Annotated in this window: 17 protein-coding genes; 8 read left to right on the top strand and 9 right to left on the bottom strand. The window is 71.9% G+C overall.

What is annotated here, in order from left to right; all coding sequences use genetic code 11:
* Positions 1 to 294: 294 nt before the first annotated feature.
* Positions 295 to 945, bottom strand: a complete 651-nt coding sequence (locus AB0G74_RS33010) for a DNA-3-methyladenine glycosylase (protein ID WP_361154021.1) — start codon at positions 943 to 945, stop codon at positions 295 to 297.
* A gap of 85 nt (positions 946 to 1,030) precedes the next feature.
* On the opposite strand from AB0G74_RS33010, the gene AB0G74_RS33005 reads away from it, so the two are divergent.
* The 3 genes from AB0G74_RS33005 (at position 1,031) to AB0G74_RS32995 (ending at position 3,130) form a co-directional block, all read left to right on the top strand.
* Positions 1,031 to 1,813, top strand: coding sequence for a sporulation protein (locus AB0G74_RS33005; RefSeq protein WP_361154019.1), 783 nt, complete (start codon positions 1,031 to 1,033; stop codon positions 1,811 to 1,813).
* Positions 1,814 to 1,863: 50 nt separating this feature from the next.
* Complete coding sequence (locus AB0G74_RS33000) at positions 1,864 to 2,403, top strand: YbhB/YbcL family Raf kinase inhibitor-like protein (RefSeq protein WP_361154016.1); 540 nt, start codon at positions 1,864 to 1,866, stop codon at positions 2,401 to 2,403.
* Positions 2,404 to 2,614: 211 nt separating this feature from the next.
* On the top strand, positions 2,615 to 3,130 hold the full coding sequence (locus tag AB0G74_RS32995; RefSeq protein WP_361154014.1) for an HNH endonuclease: 516 nt from the start codon (positions 2,615 to 2,617) through the stop codon (positions 3,128 to 3,130).
* Between the two features lie 78 nt (positions 3,131 to 3,208).
* Here AB0G74_RS32995 and AB0G74_RS32990 read toward each other — a convergent pair whose 3' ends face one another.
* The 4 genes from AB0G74_RS32990 to AB0G74_RS32975 form a co-directional block, all read right to left on the bottom strand.
* Entirely contained in the window at positions 3,209 to 3,985 is a 777-nt protein-coding gene (locus tag AB0G74_RS32990) for a sulfite exporter TauE/SafE family protein (protein WP_361154011.1), read from the bottom strand.
* Between the two features lie 57 nt (positions 3,986 to 4,042).
* Entirely contained in the window at positions 4,043 to 4,993 is a 951-nt protein-coding gene (locus AB0G74_RS32985; RefSeq protein ID WP_358826410.1) for an SPFH domain-containing protein, read from the bottom strand.
* Between the two features lie 88 nt (positions 4,994 to 5,081).
* Positions 5,082 to 5,510: an NfeD family protein gene (locus AB0G74_RS32980; protein WP_358826409.1), complete on the bottom strand. Its 429-nt coding sequence runs from the start codon at positions 5,508 to 5,510 to the stop codon at positions 5,082 to 5,084.
* Positions 5,511 to 5,562: 52 nt separating this feature from the next.
* A complete protein-coding gene (locus AB0G74_RS32975; RefSeq protein ID WP_361154008.1) occupies positions 5,563 to 6,354 on the bottom strand; it encodes an ABC transporter ATP-binding protein in 792 nt (263 codons plus the stop codon).
* Between the two features lie 201 nt (positions 6,355 to 6,555).
* Between AB0G74_RS32975 and AB0G74_RS32970 the strand changes: the two genes are divergently transcribed.
* Positions 6,556 to 7,350 (top strand): hypothetical protein, encoded by a 795-nt coding sequence (locus tag AB0G74_RS32970; protein ID WP_361154005.1) that lies wholly within the window; start codon positions 6,556 to 6,558, stop codon positions 7,348 to 7,350.
* Between the two features lie 138 nt (positions 7,351 to 7,488).
* Here AB0G74_RS32970 and AB0G74_RS32965 read toward each other — a convergent pair whose 3' ends face one another.
* The 3 genes from AB0G74_RS32965 to AB0G74_RS32955 all read right to left on the bottom strand — a co-directional run bounded on the left by AB0G74_RS32965 (position 7,489) and on the right by AB0G74_RS32955 (position 9,697).
* The gene (locus AB0G74_RS32965; protein ID WP_361154002.1) at positions 7,489 to 7,740 is read right to left on the bottom strand and encodes a chaplin; all 252 of its coding nucleotides are present in this window, start codon (positions 7,738 to 7,740) and stop codon (positions 7,489 to 7,491) included.
* 177 nt (positions 7,741 to 7,917) lie between these two features.
* Positions 7,918 to 8,559, bottom strand: a complete 642-nt coding sequence (locus tag AB0G74_RS32960; RefSeq protein WP_361153999.1) for a response regulator transcription factor — start codon at positions 8,557 to 8,559, stop codon at positions 7,918 to 7,920.
* Positions 8,552 to 9,697 (bottom strand): GAF domain-containing sensor histidine kinase, encoded by a 1,146-nt coding sequence (locus AB0G74_RS32955; RefSeq protein ID WP_361153996.1) that lies wholly within the window; start codon positions 9,695 to 9,697, stop codon positions 8,552 to 8,554. The genes AB0G74_RS32960 and AB0G74_RS32955 overlap by 8 nt, the downstream gene beginning before the upstream one ends.
* A gap of 240 nt (positions 9,698 to 9,937) precedes the next feature.
* Here AB0G74_RS32955 and AB0G74_RS32950 point away from each other — a divergent pair, with 240 nt between their 5' ends.
* Entirely contained in the window at positions 9,938 to 10,627 is a 690-nt protein-coding gene (locus AB0G74_RS32950; protein ID WP_361153993.1) for an SDR family oxidoreductase, read from the top strand.
* Between the two features lie 453 nt (positions 10,628 to 11,080).
* Positions 11,081 to 11,851 (top strand): transglycosylase SLT domain-containing protein, encoded by a 771-nt coding sequence (locus tag AB0G74_RS32945; protein ID WP_361153990.1) that lies wholly within the window; start codon positions 11,081 to 11,083, stop codon positions 11,849 to 11,851.
* A gap of 85 nt (positions 11,852 to 11,936) precedes the next feature.
* Here the strand turns inward: AB0G74_RS32945 and AB0G74_RS32940 are convergent, their stop codons facing one another.
* Entirely contained in the window at positions 11,937 to 14,579 is a 2,643-nt protein-coding gene (locus AB0G74_RS32940; protein ID WP_361153987.1) for an FHA domain-containing protein, read from the bottom strand.
* Between the two features lie 296 nt (positions 14,580 to 14,875).
* Here AB0G74_RS32940 and AB0G74_RS32935 point away from each other — a divergent pair, with 296 nt between their 5' ends.
* Both AB0G74_RS32935 and serB read left to right on the top strand, forming a co-directional pair.
* On the top strand, positions 14,876 to 16,540 hold the full coding sequence (locus tag AB0G74_RS32935) for a streptophobe family protein (protein WP_361153984.1): 1,665 nt from the start codon (positions 14,876 to 14,878) through the stop codon (positions 16,538 to 16,540).
* A gap of 64 nt (positions 16,541 to 16,604) precedes the next feature.
* Positions 16,605 to 17,867 carry a phosphoserine phosphatase SerB gene (gene serB / locus AB0G74_RS32930; protein WP_361153981.1) on the top strand — a complete coding sequence of 421 codons (1,263 nt, stop codon included), beginning with the start codon at positions 16,605 to 16,607 and terminating at the stop codon, positions 17,865 to 17,867.
* Positions 17,868 to 18,057 lie beyond the last annotated feature (190 nt).

Genomic DNA, 18,057 nt, shown 5'->3' with positions numbered 1-18,057 from the left:
TTCCCTTCGGTCTTGCGTTTCCAACCTTACCAGACCGTTTTCCCATTCCGTTTCCGGACTTGGATTCCGATCGGGCGGCCGACTGGAGAAGCCTTTTTGCCTTTCGGCGTGTCCACTACGTTAGCCGATTTCTTCGGCGACTCATAATCGAGTTCATCCGAAACGATTTTCGGCATGCCGAAATCGCGCCCGTTCGGGCTTCGTCGTAAGCAGTGGATGGCCGCTTCGGGGGGTGCTGAACAGCAGGCCCGTCTCAAGCGGCTCGGAATACGTTAGACGTCCGGGATGGACGAGTCAAGTCGGCCGCTTGCGGGGGGTGTGGGCCCGATAGGGGCTCACCGTGGGGTCGCCGTCGATCCAGAAGCGCCAGGGGTGCCGGGCGCCGTCGCCGCCGACTCCGGTGCGGGGTCCACTGCGTACCAGGTCGGACGGGGGAGCCTCTCCTCTATAGAGGGACAGGGGTGCGTCGGCTCCCCGGTCGGCGGAGCAGAGGTCCGTGCCGTTGAGGGCCCGGTCCACATCGAGTGCGGTGGCGAGCCTGGCCGGGCCTTTGGCCAGTTCCTTGTCGTTTCGGGCCGATAGTCGACGTTTCCGGGCCAGCTCCCGGCCCTTCAGTACCTCGCCCGCGCGCAGCAGGACCCCACTGGCCCGGCCCTCGGGCCCGCAGACCACGTTCAGGCAGTGCCACATCCCGTAGGTGAAGTAGACATAGGCGTGACCGGGCGGGCCGAACATCACCTCGTTGCGCGGGGTCCGGCCGCGGAAGGCATGGGAGCCGGGATCCAGCTCGCCCGCGTACGCCTCGACCTCGGTGATGCGCAGTTCGATGGGTCCCGCGGCGGTCCGGCGGACCAGGAGGCGGCCGAGGAGGTCGGGCGCGACCTCCAGGACGGGGCGGTCGAGGAAGGCCCGGGGCACCGGGGTCCCGGCGGATGGCTCGATCATGGCGTCCGAGGGTACCCGTGGAACCGGGGAGGGCCGCCGGGCGTTTCCATGAGGCACAAACCCGTACGAAGGAGTGGATCAGGACATGGGCTTCAAGAAGCTGCTCGCGAGCCTCGGCGCCGGTGGCGCCTCGGTGGAGACGGTGCTCACCGAGGAGAACGTCGTTCCGGGCGGTGTCGTCCGGGGCGAGGTGCGGATCCAGGGCGGCTCGGTGGCCCAGCGGATCGAGGGGCTGTCGGTGGGGCTCCAGGCCCGGGTCGAGGTGGAGAGCGGCGATCACGAGGTCAAGCAGGACCTCGAGTTCGTGAAGCAGCGGCTCGGCGGTGAGTTCGAGGTGCAGGCGGGGGCGGTCCATGTGGTGCCGTTCGGTCTGCACATCCCGTGGGAGACGCCGGTCACCACGATCGGCGGACAGCCGATCCGCGGCATGGACATCGGAGTGCGGACGGAGCTGGAGATCGCGCGGGCGGTGGACTCGGGCGATCTGGACCCGGTCCGGGTGCATCCGCTGCCGTCGCAGCTGGCGATCATCGACGCCTTCGGGCAGCTCGGCTTCCGGTTCAAGAGCGCCGACATGGAGCGGGGCCGGATCCGGAACACCCGGCAGCTGCTGCCGTTCTACCAGGAGATCGAGTTCTTCGCCCCGGAGCGCTACCGGGGGCTGAGCCAGGTGGAGCTGACGTTCGTCGCCGACGACCGGGAGATGGACGTGATCCTGGAGATGGACAAGAAGCCGGGGCTCTTCACCGACGGCAGCGATTCGTACAAGGCGTTCAGGGTCGGTCACCACGACTTCGCCTCGAAGGACTGGACGGCCTATCTCGACCAGTGGCTGACCGAAGTCGGCGGTCGGCGCAACTGGTTCTGAAAGACCCTAGGGTCGGGGCTCCAAGCCGACAGCGAATCGGAGGTTCAGACGTGACCGAGCAGCAGCGGGCTCCCCTGCCGCATGACTTTCATCCCGAGGTGGCGTCGTTCACGGTGGTGAGCGACGATCTGGCGCCTGGTGCGGTGCTGGGCTCCGCCCAGGTGTACGCGGAGGGGAACACCTCGCCTCAGCTGCGCTGGGAGGGGCACCCGGCCGGGACGAAGAGTTTCGCCGTGACCTGTTTCGACCCGGACGCGCCGACCGGGAGCGGGTTCTGGCACTGGGTGGTCTTCGACATCCCGGTGTCGGTGACCGAACTGCCGGCGGGTGCGGGCGGCGGGGCGTTCCCGGGGCTGCCGGAGGGCGCGGTGCACGTCCGTAACGACTACGGCTCGAAGGAGTTCGGCGGGGCCGCTCCCCCGGCGGGTGACGGGCCGCACCGCTATGTCTTCACGGTGTACGCGGTCGACACCGAGCAACTGGGTCCGGATGCCGACGCGTCGCCCGCGGTGGTCGGATTCCATCTCCGCTTCCACGCGCTGGGCCGGGCCCAGCTGATCGGTGAGTACGAGGTTTCGGCCGACGGCTGAGGTTCGTGGTCCGATCGCGGTCGCACTGACCGTTCGTTTCTTGTTTGCCCTGTCCTGGTCGTGGAGAGATCAGGACAGGGCAGTTTTTCTGTCCGGTGGTGTCGTTGGTCCGGCGGTTCGGATATTGCGTTGTTCATTACGGCGCGTCCGGCCAGAGTTGATCCATCCCCGGGCCCGCGGAGGCCGGGCCGGTGAACGGAGGTGGGGGACGATGCGGGACACGCTGGTACTCAACGCGAGCTTCGAACCACTGTCGACGGTGTCACTGAATCGCGCGGTGGTTCTGGTCCTGCAGGACAAGGCCGTCGTCGAACAGGCCCACCCCGGTCTCCGGGTCCGCGGCGCGACGGTCGACCTTCCGGTGCCCCGGGTGATCAGGCTCTGCCGCTACGTCCGGGTGCCGTTCCGAAGACAGGCCCCGTGGTCGAGGCGGGGCGTGCTGGTCAGGGACCAGCACCGGTGCGCGTACTGCGGTAGGCGTGCCACGACCGTGGACCATGTGGTGCCGCGGTCCCACGGCGGTGCGGACAGCTGGCTGAACACGGTCGCGTCGTGTGCGGAGGACAATCACCGCAAGGCCGACCGTACGCCGGAGGAGGCGGGGATGCCGATGCTGCACCAGCCGTTCGTGCCGTCCCCGGCGGACGCGATGCTGCTGTCGCTGCGGGCCGGTGAGCGGTCCGAGCTGCCGGAGTGGCTGCGGGCCGCCGAGCGCCCGGCGGCGTAGGCGCGTACGAGACGTCGAAGGAGGCCCGTTCCCGGGAGGGGCGGGCCTTTCCCGTACCGGAGCAGCGGGATCGGGGCGTCAGCCGTACCGCTGGATCAGCAGCTGGACCAGGGCGACGGTGCCGACGACGACGATGAGGGCGCGGAGCACGGTGGGTGAGAGCCGGCGGCCCGTCCTGGCGCCGATCTGGCCGCCGATGGTGGAGCCGACGGCGATCAGGAGGACGGCGGTCCAGTCGAAGTCGGCGGCGAAGAGGAAGAAGATCGCGGCGACGCTGTTGACGACGGCGGCGAGGATGTTCTTGGTGGCGTTGAGGCGCTGGAGGGTGTCGTCGATCAGCATGCCCATCAGGGCCATGTAGATGATGCCCTGGGCGGCGGTGAAGTAGCCGCCGTAGACGCTGGCCGCCAGCAGCCCGGCGAGGAGGAGGGGGCCGCCGTCGGGGTGGGGGGTGGTGCCGGTCTTCTCCCGGCGGCGCTGGACGGCGCGGGAGATCCGGGGCTGGAGGATCACCAGGACCAGGGCGAGGGTGACCAGGACCGGGACGATGGTCTCGAAGGCGGTACTGGGGAGGGTGAGCAGCAGGGCCGCTCCGGCGACTCCGCCGACCGCCGCGACGGCGGAGAGCCTGAGGACGCGGGCCCGCTGTCCGGTGAGTTCGTCCCGGTAGCCGATGGCTCCGCTGATGGATCCGGCGACCAGGCCGAGGCCGTTGGAGACGGTGGCGGTGACCGGGGGGAGCCCGACGCCGAGGAGGACCGGGAAGGTGATCAGGGTGCCGGATCCGACGATGGTGTTGATGGTGCCCGCGCCGATGCCCGCGGCGAAGACGGCGAGCATCTCCCAGATGGTCATGGTGCCCCCTGCATGATCGGTGCGCTGGGCACCGATCATGCCGGACGGGGTGGGTGATCAGTCGACGGGGGGCACTTCGCGTCGTTCGGTGCCGCTGCCGTTGCCGTTGCCGCCGGTGTTGAAGCCGGGGACGCCGCCGCCGAGGTTGCCGAAGGCGCCGGAGAGGCCCTTGAGGGCGTCGCCGATCTCGCTGGGCACGATCCAGAGCTTGTTGGCGTCGCCCTCGGCGATCTTCGGAAGCATCTGGAGGTACTGGTACGAGAGGAGCTTCTGGTCCGGGTCGCCCGCGTGGATGGACTCGAAGACGGTACGGATCGCCTGGGCCTCGCCCTCGGCGCGCAGGGCGGCGGCCTTGGCCTCACCCTCGGCGCGGAGGATCGCGGACTGCTTCTCGCCCTCGGCGGTGAGGATCTGGGACTGCCGGATGCCCTCGGCGGTGAGGATCGCGGCCCGCTTGTCGCGGTCGGCGCGCATCTGCTTCTCCATCGAGTCCTGGATGGAGGTGGGCGGCTCGATGGCCTTCAGCTCGACGCGGTTGACCCGGATGCCCCACTTGCCGGTGGCCTCGTCGAGGACACCGCGGAGCGCCGCGTTGATCTCCTCGCGGGAGGTGAGGGTGCGCTCCAGGTCCATGCCGCCGATGATGTTCCGCAGGGTGGTGACGGTGAGCTGCTCAATGGCCTGAATGTAGCTGGCGACCTCGTAGGTAGCGGCCCGGGCGTCGGTGACCTGGTAGTAGATGACCGTGTCGATGTTGACGACCAGGTTGTCCTGGGTGATCACCGGCTGGGGCGGGAAGGGGACGACCTGTTCCCGGAGGTCGATGCGGTTGCGGATCGAGTCGATGAACGGGACGACGATGTTGAGGCCCGCGTTGAGGGTGCGGGTGTAGCGGCCGAACCGTTCGACGATCGCCGCGCTGGCCTGCGGGATGACCTGGATCGTCTTGATCAGGGCGATGAAGACCAGCACCACCAGAATGATCAGGACGATGATGATCGGTTGCATCGCGTTTCCCCGTGCCCTTCGCTGCCGGATGATGGTGTGATGATGATCGAGTTTCCCAGATGACGGGCGGTCATGCGCGCCGTTCCGGTCAGATGACCACGGCGGTCGCGCCGTCGATCTCTACCACGTCGACCTGGCGGCCGGGTTCGTAGCTCTGCTCGGGGTCGAGGGGCCGGGCGGACCACACCTCGCCCGCGAGTTTGATCCGGCCGCCGTTGCCGTCCACCCGTTCGACGACCACGGCCTGACGTCCTTTCAGGGCGTCGACTCCGCTGGTGAACCCGGAGGCTTGGGAGCGATGTCGGGCGGCGATCGGCCGGACCACGGCGACTAGTGCCACGGACACCACGACGAAGACGAGGACTTGGAGGACGACCCCGCCTCCGAGCGCCGCCACGACGGCGGCGACGACCGCGCCCGCCGCGAACATCCCGAACTCCGGCATCGCCGTGAGGACCAGGGGGATACCCAGTCCGACCGCCGCGATCAGCCACCACACCCATGCGTCGATTTCCACATGGTCATGGTAGGTCGGCGGCCCGGCTCGGGACAGAGGGCGAGGGCGGCGGTCAGCCCAGCGGAAGTCCGTGGGCGGTCCAGCGGTCGCCGCGGCGCTCGACGACGAGCGGAAGGCCGAAGCAGCGGGAGAGGTTGCGGGAGGTCAGTTCCATCTCGATGGGACCGGCGGCCAGTACCTTGCCCTGGCGGATCATCAGGACGTGGGTGAAGCCGGGAGCGATCTCCTCGACATGGTGGGTGACCATGATCATGGAGGGGGCGTACGGGTCGCGGGCGAGCCGGCCGAGGCGGCGTACGAGATCCTCGCGGCCGCCGAGGTCGAGACCGGCGGCGGGCTCGTCGAGGAGGAGCAGCTCGGGGTCGGTCATCATGGCGCGGGCGATCAGGGTGCGCTTGCGCTCGCCCTCGGAGAGGGTGCCGAACTTGCGGTCCAGGTACTCGGTCATGCCGAGCCGGTCGAGGAAGGCGCGGGCGCGGTCCTCGTCGACCTGGTCGTAGTCCTCGCGCCAGGTGGCGGTCATGCCGTAGGCGGCGGTGAGGACGGTCTGGAGGACGGTCTGGCGCTTGGGGAGCTTCTCCGCCATGGCGATACCGGCGATACCGATCCGGGGGCGGAGTTCGAAGACGTCCACGGCGCCGAGGCGTTCGTCGAGGATCCGGACGGTGCCCGTGGTGGGGTAGAGATAGCTGGAGGCCAGGTTGAGGAGGGTGGTCTTCCCGGCGCCGTTGGGGCCGAGGATGATCCAGCGCTCGCCTTCCTTGACCGACCAGGAGACGTCGTCCACCAGAGCGCGTCCGTCGCGGACCACGGATACGTCCACCAGCTCCAGTACATCGCTCATGAGCGCGTTGTCTCCCCATGCAATCGTGTTGAGGTGTCCGGGGGCCCGACGCCTGCGGGCAGCCCCCTCGAAGAAATCTACGCCACCTGCCGGGCTTCCCCGTCCCCCGGTCCGTTCCCGGGTCCCGGCCGGGTCGCCGTCGGCCGGGGCGGGACGGTCCGGGCGGGTTTCCCGGGGGCCGGGTCTGCCTAAGGTGGGGGGATGATCTCGGATCCTTCGGAACCACGTTCAGGACGGCTGGCGATGTGGGGCAACGCCCTGCTGGCGGGCCGGGTGTCGCCGGACGACGCGGCGGGGGCGATCACCGGTGACGACGCCGTGCACCGGGTCCGCGGGCTGCCCGGTGAGCCGGGTCCGGTGGGGCTGACGCTGGCCCTGGGGCGGCTGCGGGGGCTCGGGGTGACCGGCTGGCGGGTGGCCCTGCCGGTGCCGGGGCATCCGCTGGGGCTGAGCGGACCGGCCGAGTTCAACGCGCGGGCGCTGGCGGCGGCGGAGGCGGCGGTCGGGTTCGGGGCGCCGTACGGGCTGGTGCCCGAGGTGTCCGGGGCCGGGCCCGCGGGGGACCGTCATGTGGAGGTCGTCTGGGAGTGCCTGCCGGTCCGGGAGGCGCATCCGGCGGACGTACCGTCGCTCGGCGAGGCGGAGCGGGAGCTGGCGGAGGGGCTGCGGGAGGCGACGCTGGTGCTGTCCCGGCTGGACGTCGCGGCGTCGGGTCCGGCGGCCGAGGCGGCGATCGACGCCTACCGGGCGCGGGCGGAGGCGGGGACGGCGGCACTGGCGCCGGGGTATCCGCCGCGCGCGGTCCGGGTCCTGGAGCTGGCGGGCCGGGTGGGGTCGCTGGTGACCCTGGCGCTGACGAGCGGGCACGGGGGCGCGGTGAGCGCGTCGGAGATGGCGGCGCGGGGCGAGGCGCTGCGGCCGGTGGAGCGGGTGGCGCGGCGGGCGCGGGTGGCCGCGTACAACGCCTATGTGGAGGAGCTGGAGCGGGGGCGCTGAGATCGCCGGACGCGCAGTACGGCCGTCGGTACGGACGGCCGGGGGCGCCGCGAGCGGCCGTACGGCGGTGTCAGGGGTGCCGTACGGCCGGGGTTCCCGGCCGGAGGGGGTGGTGGGGCCCCCTCCGGCGGGTGGGGGTCAGCCGTTGAAGGCGGCGTTGCCGAAGACGGGGTTGAGCACGCCGATCACATTCACCGAGTTGCCCGAGGCGTTCACCGGGATGTGGACCGGGACCTGAACCACATTGCCGGAGGCGACACCCGGGGAGTTGACGGCGTGGCCACCGGCGTGGGCACCGCCGCCGGTGTGGGCCGCGGCGACACCGGCGCCCGCGGCGACCAGGCTGCCGGTGATCATGGTGAGAGCGGCGGCCTTCTTCAGGTTCTTCACGTGGGTCTTCCTCCTGGACGACGGCCGCGGCGGGGTCGCCGCGGCACGTCCTGGAGAACGGCCGGACGGCGCGGGGGTTGCGCCGTCCGGGTGACATTCATCCGACGGTATGAATCTTCGGCTGCCCGGGAACCCGGCGACCCGAGCCGGTTCGGGGCGCGGCGGTGGCGGGCCGGGTCAGTTGGTGAGGCCGTGGCGTACGGCCCAGAGCGCGGCCTGCGTGCGGTCGGCGAGGTCGAGCTTCATCAGGATGTTGGAGACATGGGTCTTCACCGTCTTCTCCGACAGGACGAGGGCCCGGGCGATCTCCCGGTTGGAGCGGCCGTCCGCGATCAGGCCGAGGACCTCGCGTTCCCGTTCGGTGAGCGTGCCGCCGCGGCCGGTGCCGGTGGCCGGGTCGTCCTGGGAGAGCAGGGCCCCGGCGACCTCGGGCTGGAGGAGGACGTGTCCGGCGTGGACGGAGCGGATGGCTCCGGCCAGCGCGTCGGGGTCGATGTCCTTGTAGACGTAGCCGGAGGCCCCGGCGCGCAGGGCGGGGACGACGGTCCGCTGTTCGGTGAAGCTGGTGACGATCAGGACCCGGGCCGGGTTGGCCGCCTCGCGCAGTCTGCGCAGGGCCTCGATGCCGTCGGTGCCGGGCATCTTGACGTCCATCAGGACGACGTCCGGCCGCAGCTCCTCGGCCCGGGCGACGCCCTCGTCGCCGTCACCGGCCTCGCCGACGACCTCGATGTCGTCCTGGACCTCCAGGAAAGTACGGAGTCCGCGGCGGACGACCTGATGGTCGTCGACGAGCAGTACGCGAATACGGTCACCCACCGGGGACCTCCATTTCGATCGTGGTGCCCTGGCCGGGCGTGGAGCGGACCCGGAGCCGGCCGCCGACGCCGCTCGCCCGGTCGCGCATGGAGACGAGTCCGAGGTGGCGGCCCGCCCGGCGGACCGTACGGGGGTCGAACCCCTTGCCGTTGTCGGTGACGCTGAGGACGGCTCCGGCGCCGCGCCGGGTGAGGGTGACGTCGACCTTGTCGGCCGCGGAGTGCCGCAGCGCGTTGTGGAGGGCTTCCTGGGCGACCCGCAGCAGGGCCTCCTCCTGTGCGGCGGGCAGGGCCTTCAGTCCGCCGGTGTCGAAGGTGACCCGGGCGCTGTGGGCGCGGTCGAGTACCTGGATCTGGGTCCGCAGGGTGTTGACGAGACCGTCCTCGTCGAGGGCGGCGGGGCGCAGCTCCACCACGGCGGCGCGCAGTTCGTCGGCGGCCTCGGCGGCGAGGGCGGCGACCTGGTGCATCTCGTCCTTGGCCCGGACGGGGTCGCGGTCGACGAGGGCGGTGGCGGCCTGGGCGGTCAGCCGGAGGGAGAAGAGCTTCTGGCTGACGGCGTCGTGCAGCTCGTGGGCGAGGCGGGAGCGTTCCTCGGAGATGGTCAGCTCGCGGCTGCGTTCGTAGAGCCGGGCGTTGGTGAGGGCGATCGCGGCGTGCTGGGCGAGGATCGACAGCAGTTCCTCGTCGTCCTCGGTGAAGCCGCAGCCGCCGTCGGTGCGGGGGCACTTCTTGTTGGCGAGGAAGAGGGCGCCGATGGTCTCGTCGCCGTCCTTGATGGGGAGGCCGAGGAAGTCCTTCATATCGGGGTGGGCGGCGGGCCAGCCGCCGAAGCGGGGGTCCTCGCGGACGTCGGCGAGCCGTTCCGTACGGGCGTCGCGGAGCATGGCGGCGAGTACGCCGTGCTGCCGGGGCAGCGGGCCGATGGCCTTCCACTGGGCGTCGCTGACGCCGTCGACGACGAACTGGGCGAAGCCGCCGTGGTCGTCGGGGACGCCGAGGGCCGCGTACTCGGCGTCGAGCAGTTCGCGGGCGGAGGCGACGATCGTCTTGAGGACGTCGCGGACCTCCAGATGTCTGCTCATCGCGAGGAGTGCGGTGCTCACGGCGGCGAGGCCCGCGCCGGTTCGGTGACTCATGTGTTCACCGTACCGGCGGGGAACGGGGCCGGTATCGGGCCGGGGACGGCGGGTGATTAGGGCCGTGGGCCTAGGTCGAAGGGCCTTCCCGGGTGGGGTCCGGCGGACGAGGCGCGGGGCGCGGGGCGGTTTCTACGGTGGCGGCGTCGGCGCGTGACGCGTACGGGTGCCGGGCGGGCGTCCCGCGGGCGGGGAGCGGGCGGCGGGCCGGCGGAAGCGGAAGTGGAAAGGGGTGCCGATATGCCGGTAGCGGTGATCACGGGTGGTTCCAAGGGGCTCGGGCGGGCGCTGGGGCTCGCGCTGGCGGCCCGGGGCTGGGATCTGGTGCTGGGGGCGAGGACCGGGAGCGTGCTCACGGCCACGGCGCGTGAGGCGGCGGCTTACGGGACGCGGGTGGTGGCCGTACCGGGAGATGTCACGGACGGGGCGCACCGGGCGGCCCTGGTGGCGGCGGCCGGGGAGCTGGGCGGTCTCGATCTGCTGGTGAGCAATGCGAGTGTGCTGGGGGCCGAGCCGCTGGTCCGGCTGGAGGAGCATCCGCTCGCGGGGCTGCGGCAGGCGCTGGAGGTGAATGTGGTGGCGGCGCTGGGGCTGGTGCAGGAGGCGCTGCCGCTGCTGCGGGCGTCGGCGGCGGGCACGGTGGTGACGATCAGCTCCGAGGCGGGGGCGGAGCCGTACGAGACCTGGGGCTGCTACGGGGCGGCGAAGGCGGCGCTGGACCACCTGGCGGCGGTGCTGGCGGTGGAGGAGCCGGGGCTGCGGGTGTGGGCGGTGGATCCGGGCGATATGGACACCGATCTGCATACGGCGGCGGTTCCGGCGGAGGACGGCGAGTACCGGCCGACGCCGGAGTCCGTGGCACCGGCGTTTCTGCGGCTGCTGGACGAGCGGCCGGTGAGCGGGCGGTACGGGGCGCGGTCGCTGCTCTGATCCGTTGCGGGGGCGGGGGCGGGGTGCCGGGGGCCGTACGCGGTCGCTCGCACGGTTCCGCCCCCCTGTGCCTTCGGCAATGGGGGCCCGGCGCCGCTTTCTCCGGCGCACCGCGCCCCCGGGTCCCGGAGGGCAATGACTCATCGAATTGCTGGTGCAACTGATGGTGAGATCGGCGGGGGTCGGGTGTGAGCCCTGGCATAGGGCGCAGGTCACTTACGAATTTCGTTAGTAGGCGGATAAAGACCTCGTGAGCGGGGTCGTGTCGGGTGAGAGGCAGTTATCGCGGCAAGGCGATCCACTATCCGGGGTCGTACGTCACATGATTGCCAGGGGTTTTTGCCGCAGCTAAGAATTGCTTCTCGTTGCCGCCCCGCCGTGGAGCGAAGCAACCGCTCCGGCCCGAATGCAGTTCTCGGGCGGCAATATCCCCGACCGAAGAGGTACGCCTGTATGTCCGCGTCCAGCATCCGTATGACCAAGGCCCGCAAGGTCTCGATCGCCGGTATCGCCACCGCCGGCGCCGCAGCTGTCACCCTCTCCCTCGTGCCCGGTGGTGCCACCAAGGCCGAGGCCGCCCCCGCGCAGGTCCCGGCCGCCGTTTCGGCCGCCGCCGTGGCCGACCGGTCCGAGGCCGTCCAGGCCGCGGTGCTGACGACGGGCCTGGAGGCCCAGAAGAACGGTTTCGACGCCCAGGTCGAGGCGGCCGTGAAGCAGGCCGTCAAGGTCGAGGCCGACGCCGCCGCCGCTGCCGACGCCGCGCTGAAGAAGGCCGCGGCCGACGCCGCCGCCAAGAAGGCCGCCGCCGCGAACGCCGCGAAGAAGCGGGCCGCCGAGTCGCAGGCCGCGACCCGTTCGGTCGCCGCTTCGGCCGCCAAGCCCGCCGCCAAGCCCAAGGTGTACGCGAACAACCTCGACGGCTGGATCCGCGAGGCGCTCGACATCATGGACAAGCACGACATCCCGGGTTCGTACCACGGGCTGCACCGCAACATCATGCGGGAGTCCAGCGGTAACCCGCAGGCGATCAACAACTGGGACATCAACGCCCGGAACGGCATCCCCTCGAAGGGTCTGCTGCAGGTCATCCAGCCGACCTTCAACACGTACCACGTCAAGGGCACCCCGTTCGACCTGTACCACCCGGTCGCCAACATCGTGGCCGCGGCCAACTACGCCGCCGACCGCTACGGCTCGATCGACAACGTCTTCGGCGCCTACTGAGCCGACGACGGACCTCTTCGGACGCCGGAAGGGCGGCACCCCGCGCGGGTGCCGCCCTTCCGGTCCGTGATGGTGCCGGGCCGGGCTACTTGCGCATGACCTCCGGCTCGTGGCGGCGCAGCAGCCGGGCGACCGCGAGGCCGCAGACCACGCCGATGGCGAGCAGGATCCCGATGTTGGTCCCCCACTGGGCGACGGTGTTCTCCCAGAGCGGATCGGTGTCCCCGGGGTTCTTGGCGTCCCAGGGCGGCATCAGCCGCCCGAGGTCGAGGGTGGCGCCGACGCCCGCGATGGCCCAGCGCGAGGGCATCAGATACGCGAACTGCTCCAGGCCGGGCGAGCCGTAGATCTTGAACAGCACACCGGTGAAGACGACCTGCACGATGGCGAACATGACCAGCAGCGGCATGGTCTTCTCGGCCGTCTTGACCAGGGCCGAGATCACCAGGCCGAACATCATCGAGGTGAAGCCCAGGGCGATGATCACCAGGCACATCTCGACGGCGGGCGGCAGGATCAGGCCCTCGGCGGGCAACTCGCGGGTGGCGAAGCCGATCCCGCAGATGATCACGCCCTGGAGGGCGGTGATCATGCCGAGGACGATCACCTTGGACATCAGATACGCGGAGCGTGACAGTCCGGTCGCCCGTTCGCGTTCGTAGATCACCCGTTCCTTGATCAGCTCACGGACCGAGTTCGCCGCCCCGGAGAAGCACATGCCGACCGCGAGGATCAGCATGATCGTGCCCGCGTCGCCGTTGAACGGGGTCTTGCCGTCGTCCGGGGCGGCCAGGCCGAACTTGGCCGGGATGACCACACTCACGAACCCGAGGACGGCCGGCAGGATCACCATCAGCCCCATGAAGCCCTTGTCGGAGCCGATGACGGAGAGATAGCGGCGGATCAGGGTGAAGAGCTGGGCGCCCCAGCTCTGCGGCTTCGGCGGCCGGATCTGCCGGGGCGCGGCCTGCGGGGCCTGGGCCGGGGCGGCGGCCTGATCGGCGTCGGCGGCGTAGAGCCGGTAGTGCTGGGAGCCGCGCCAGCGGCCCGCCCAGTCGTAGTCCCGGTAGTTCTCGAAGGCGGAGAAGACATCGGCCCAGGTGTCGTAGCCGAAGAAGTTGAGTGCCTCGTCCGGCGGGCCGAAGTAGGCGACGGAGCCGCCGGGCGCCATCACCAGCAGCTTGTCGCAGAGGCCCAGCTCGGCGACCGAGTGGGTGACCACCAGGACGGTACGGCCGTCGTCGGCGAGGCCGCGCAGCAGCTGCATCACATCGCGGTCCATGCCCGGGTCGAGGCCGGAGGTCGGCTCGTCGAGGAAGATCAGGGACGGCTTGGTGAGCAGTTCGAGGGCGACGGAGACCCGCTTGCGCTGGCCGCCGGAGAGCGCCGTGATCTTCTTGTCGCGGTGGATGTCGAGCTTCAGCTCGCGCAGCACCTCGTCGATCCTGGCCTCGCGCTCGGCGGTCGCGGTGTCGCCGGGGAAGCGGAGCTTGGCGGCGTACCGGAGCGCCTTCCGTACGGTCAGCTCCTTGTGCAGGATGTCGTCCTGCGGTACGAGCCCGATCCGCTGGCGCAGCTCGGCGAACTGCTTGTAGAGGCTGCGCTGGTCGTAGAGGACCTCGCCCTCGTTGGCGGGGCGGTAGCCGGTGAGGGCCTTGAGCAGGGTCGACTTGCCGGAGCCCGACGGGCCGATCACGGCGACCAGCGACTTCTCGGGGACGCCGAAGGAGACGTCGCGGAGGATCTGCTTGCCGCCGTCGACGGTGACGGTGAGCTGGCGGGCCGAGAAGGAGACCTCACCGGTGTCGACGAACTCCTCCAGCCGGTCGCCGACGACCCGGAAGGTGGAGTGGCCGATGCCGACGATGTCCTGCGGGCCGATGACGACCGTGGCGGACTTGGCCATCGGCTGGCCGTTGACATAGGTGCCGTTGTGGGAGCCCAGGTCGCGGAGTTGGAAGCGGCCGTCGGGCGCGGCGGTGAACTCGGCGTGGTGGCGGGAGACCTGGAGGTCGGAGACGACGAGTTCGTTCTCCAGCGCGCGGCCGATCCGCATCACCCGGCCCAGGGCCAGCTGGTGGAAGGTGGTGGGGCTGCGGTCGGCGTGCGGTCCCTGGCCGTGTCCCTGCGCCTGGCCGGGAACGTGTCCCTGCGCGTGACCCTGGTGACCGGCGCCGGGGCCGGGCGGGGCGTGCTGGGCGGGGACGTGCGGTGACGGCTGCTGCGGGTGTGCCTGCTGCGGCTGCTGGGATATGTGCTGGTGGCCGGGTTGTCCCGGCCAGCCGTGCGGGGCGGGCGCGCCCTGAGCGGGCGGCGGGGCGCCGTGGCCCGGGACGCCCGGGGCCGGTGCCGTCGGCGCCTGAGCCGGGGCTTGGGCCTGAGCCGGGGCCGGGGGCCGGGCGTACGCCTGCGGCTGCGCGGGTACGGCGGCCTGCGGCGGCGCCGTGAGTGTCAGCAGCGGACCGTCGGTGGCGTTCCCCAGCCGGACCACCGCACCGGCCCCGAGATCGGTCTGCTGGATCCGGTGCCCCTCCGCGTAGGTGCCGTTGGTGCTGCCGTGGTCCTCGATGATCCAGCCGTGTCCGCCCCACCTGATGCTGGCATGCCGCCAGGACACCCGGCCGTCGTCGAAGACCACGTCCCCCTGCGGATCCCGCCCCAGGGTGTACGTCCTGGCCGGATCGAGCGGCCAGGACCTTCCATTCCATTCCAGTACGAGTTCCCGCACTCCATGCCCCACTAGTTGTCCCCCGAATTACCCCCGTGCCAGGGAGTCTAGGGATGGCGAATATCGGGGGGAACTATTTCAGGCGGGGCACCGGAGAAGGAAACCGGGCTCGCCGCGGGCCCGGACGGCCAGGCGTACGGGGCCGGTTGACGCCCGGGGGGTCCGGCCCGACAGTGGTAGGCGTCCAACGCTCCCCCGCGCTCCCCCGTGCCGCGTCCTCGCGCGCCGCCGGGTGCGGGACGGCCGGGCGCCGGTCCGGCGGCCGGGGAGCCGGAAGGGACCCGGGGAGGGCACTCGTGGCGGGCACGGACGGTTCCGGCGGCCGGGGAGGGCCCGGGTACGGACGGACCGGGCGGCGGCCCGCCGGGCGGGCGCTCCCCTGGGCCGATGTACTGCTCTGCGCCCTGGCCGCCGTCGGCTGGGCGTTCGTCGCCATGGCCGGGGCCGCCGCGCTGGGGCTCCGGTTGCTGAACGCGGACGCCGAGGGGCGGCTCGGTCCGATGACCGCCGCCGTGGTGGTGCTCGCGGTGGGCGGTTCGGTGGTCCCGGCGGGCGATGTGTCCCTCTTCGGGCTGACCGGTGCCGAGGCCGGGACGAGTCTCGGCATCGCCCCGCTGGGGGTGGCGCTGGCGGGCGCGCTGCCGCTGGCGGTGGTCTTCCTGCGGTCCTTGCGGCGGGCCGGCGCGGTGTCGTGGCGGGAGCTGGCGGCCCGGGCGGGCACGGTGGCGCTGCTGTTCACGGCAACGACGGCGGGCCTGGCCCGGGCGGGCCGGGACGTGGTGACCTTCGACGGCGAACGACTCGTACCGGACGGCGGTGGTGACGGCGGCGGCACGGGACCCGGCGGGCGGTGGGATCCGGGCGGGTTGCGCCTCCCGGACGGGCTGGGCGACCTGGGGCGGCGGCTCGGGGACTCGGCGGGGCGGCTGCCCGGCCGGCTGGCCGAGCTGGTGGACGCCCGGGCGGCGGTCGGCTTCCGGGTGGAGGCCGCGGACTCGGTCCCGGGCGCGCTGGTGTGGGTGGCGGGGGTACTGCTGATCGCCCTGGTGGCGGGCCGGGCGGCGCTGCCCGGCACCGTCGGCCGGTGGCACGACCGGGCGCGGCCGGCGGCGTCGGCGCTGGTCTCGGTACTGCTGGGGGCCGTGGTCGCCGGGTACGCGGCGGCGGGGTACGCGGCCGTCGGCGACGAGCATCCCCGGCTGATCGCGGGGTCGGCCCTGCTGGGGGCGCCCAACGGGGTGTGGCTGGGGGTGCCCCTCGGGCTCTTCGTGCCGGTCGACGGACGGGCGGACGGCGCGCTGGCCAGGGCCGCGCTGCCGGATCCGCTGGACGAGTTCTTCCGGGGGGCGGACGGTGAGCCCGCGACCGTGGCCCGGCTGGCCGAGCTGGACTCCCGGGTCTGGCTGCTGGCGGTGGCCGCGGCGGTGCTGATGCTGCACGCGGGGGTGCTGGCGGCGGCCCGTACCCCGTTCGCCGGGCGGGGCGCGGCCGCCTATGCCGTCCGGTGCGCGCTGTGGCTGGGGGCTCTGTCGGCGGTGGCGCTGCCGCTGCTGGTCCGGCTGACGGAGGTGTCGGTGGGGGCGTCGCTGTCGCTGCTGGGTTTCGACGCGTTCGGCGCCGGGATCGCGGTGGAGGGCCGTCCGGGATGGGCGGCGGCGCTGGGCGCGGTGTGGGGCGCGGGCGCGGGCGGAGCGGGGGCGCTGCTGGTGTACGCGGCGGGGCGGCGGGGCCGGGCCCGGCTGGTCGCGGAGCCCGTACCGCCGGGTGGCGCGCCCGGCCCGGTGGACCCGTACGGACCCGCCGGGCGGGAGGCGGGGCCGTACGGTACGGGAGCAGGACCGGAATCGGGACCGTACGGTACGGGGAATTCCGGCGAGGGCCCGTACGATCCAGCGCCCCCGTACCGGCCGCCGAATCCGGGGACCAACCCCTATCTGCGACGGCCCCCGGACGACCGGTGAACGGTGTCCAGCAACCGGGACACGGCGGCTCGCAGTGACGTTTCGCGGTTACGGTGGGACCACCATGAGCGCTTCGCAGAATTCCGATGTACGTACCCTTCTGGTCAAGATCTTCGGGAAGGACAGGCCGGGGATCACCGCCGGTCTGTTCGACACCCTCGCCGCCTACGCGGTCGACGTCGTCGATATCGAGCAGGTCGTCTCCCGGGGGCGCCTGGTGCTGTGCGCCCTGGTCACGGCGCCGACCACGGCCGGGGCCGACGAGGGCGATCTGCGGGCCACCGTCCACAGCTGGGCGGAGTCCCTGAAGCTCCAGGCCGAGATCATCTCGGGCACGGGCGACAACCGGCCGCGTGGTGTCGGGCGCTCCCATGTCACCGTTCTCGGCCATCCGCTGACGGCGGAGGCCACCGCGGCCATAGCCGCCACGATCACCGGTACCGGGGGGAACATCGACCGGATCTTCCGGCTGGCCAAGTATCCGGTGACGGCGGTGGAGTTCGCGGTGTCGGGCGTCGGCACCGAGGCGCTGCGGACTGCGCTGGCGACCGAGTCGGCGGAGATCGGGGTCGATGTGGCCGTGGTCTCGGCCGGACTGCACCGCCGGGCGCAGCGGCTGGTGGTGATGGATGTGGACTCGACCCTGATCCAGGACGAGGTCATCGAGCTGTTCGCGGCGCACGCCGGGTGCGAGGAGCGGGTCGCCGAGGTGACGGCCGCCGCGATGCGGGGCGAGCTGGACTTCGAGCAGTCGCTGCACGCCCGGGTGGCGCTGCTGGAGGGGCTCGACGCGTCGGTGGTGGAGAAGGTCAGGGCCGAGGTGCGGCTGACGCCGGGCGCGCGGACCCTGATCCGTACGCTGAAGCGGCTCGGCTTCCAGGTGGGCGTGGTCTCCGGTGGCTTCACCCAGGTGACGGACGATCTGAAGGAGCGGCTCGGGCTGGACTTCGCCTCGGCCAACACGCTGGAGATCGTGGACGGGTGGCTGACGGGCCGGGTCACCGGGGAGATCGTGGACCGGGCGGGCAAGGCCCGGCTGCTGCGGCGGTTCGCGGCGGAGGCCGGGGTGCCGCTGGCGCAGACCGTGGCGATCGGCGACGGCGCCAATGACCTGGACATGCTGAACGCGGCCGGTCTCGGGGTGGCGTTCAACGCCAAGCCGATGGTGCGGGAGGCCGCCCATACGGCGGTGAACGTGCCGTTCCTCGACACCGTGCTCTATCTGCTGGGGGTCACCCGCGAGGAGGTCGAGGCCGCCGACGCGGAGGCGGCGGCCGAGGACTCCGGCGGGTACGACGGGCTGGGCGGGGCCGGTACGGAGAGCTGAGCCGGGCCCGGAACGGCGCGGCGGCCGGGTTCCGCCCGGAATCCGCCCCGCCTCCACCGGTCCCGACGAAGGCCCCGGCGCGGTCCTCGCGCCGGGGAGAGTCGTCGTCCGCCTGCGGCGGCGAGCTGTCCTTCGAACGACTGCTCCACGAGGCAGTCCACGGCATCGCCGCCGCGCGAGGAGTCCGCGA

Source organism: Streptomyces sp. NPDC020875, from assembly GCF_040641415.1.
Lineage (GTDB): Bacteria > Actinomycetota > Actinomycetes > Streptomycetales > Streptomycetaceae > Streptomyces.
Note: the sequence above shows the minus strand (reverse complement) of the source record. Positions and strands in the feature narration are given on the sequence as shown.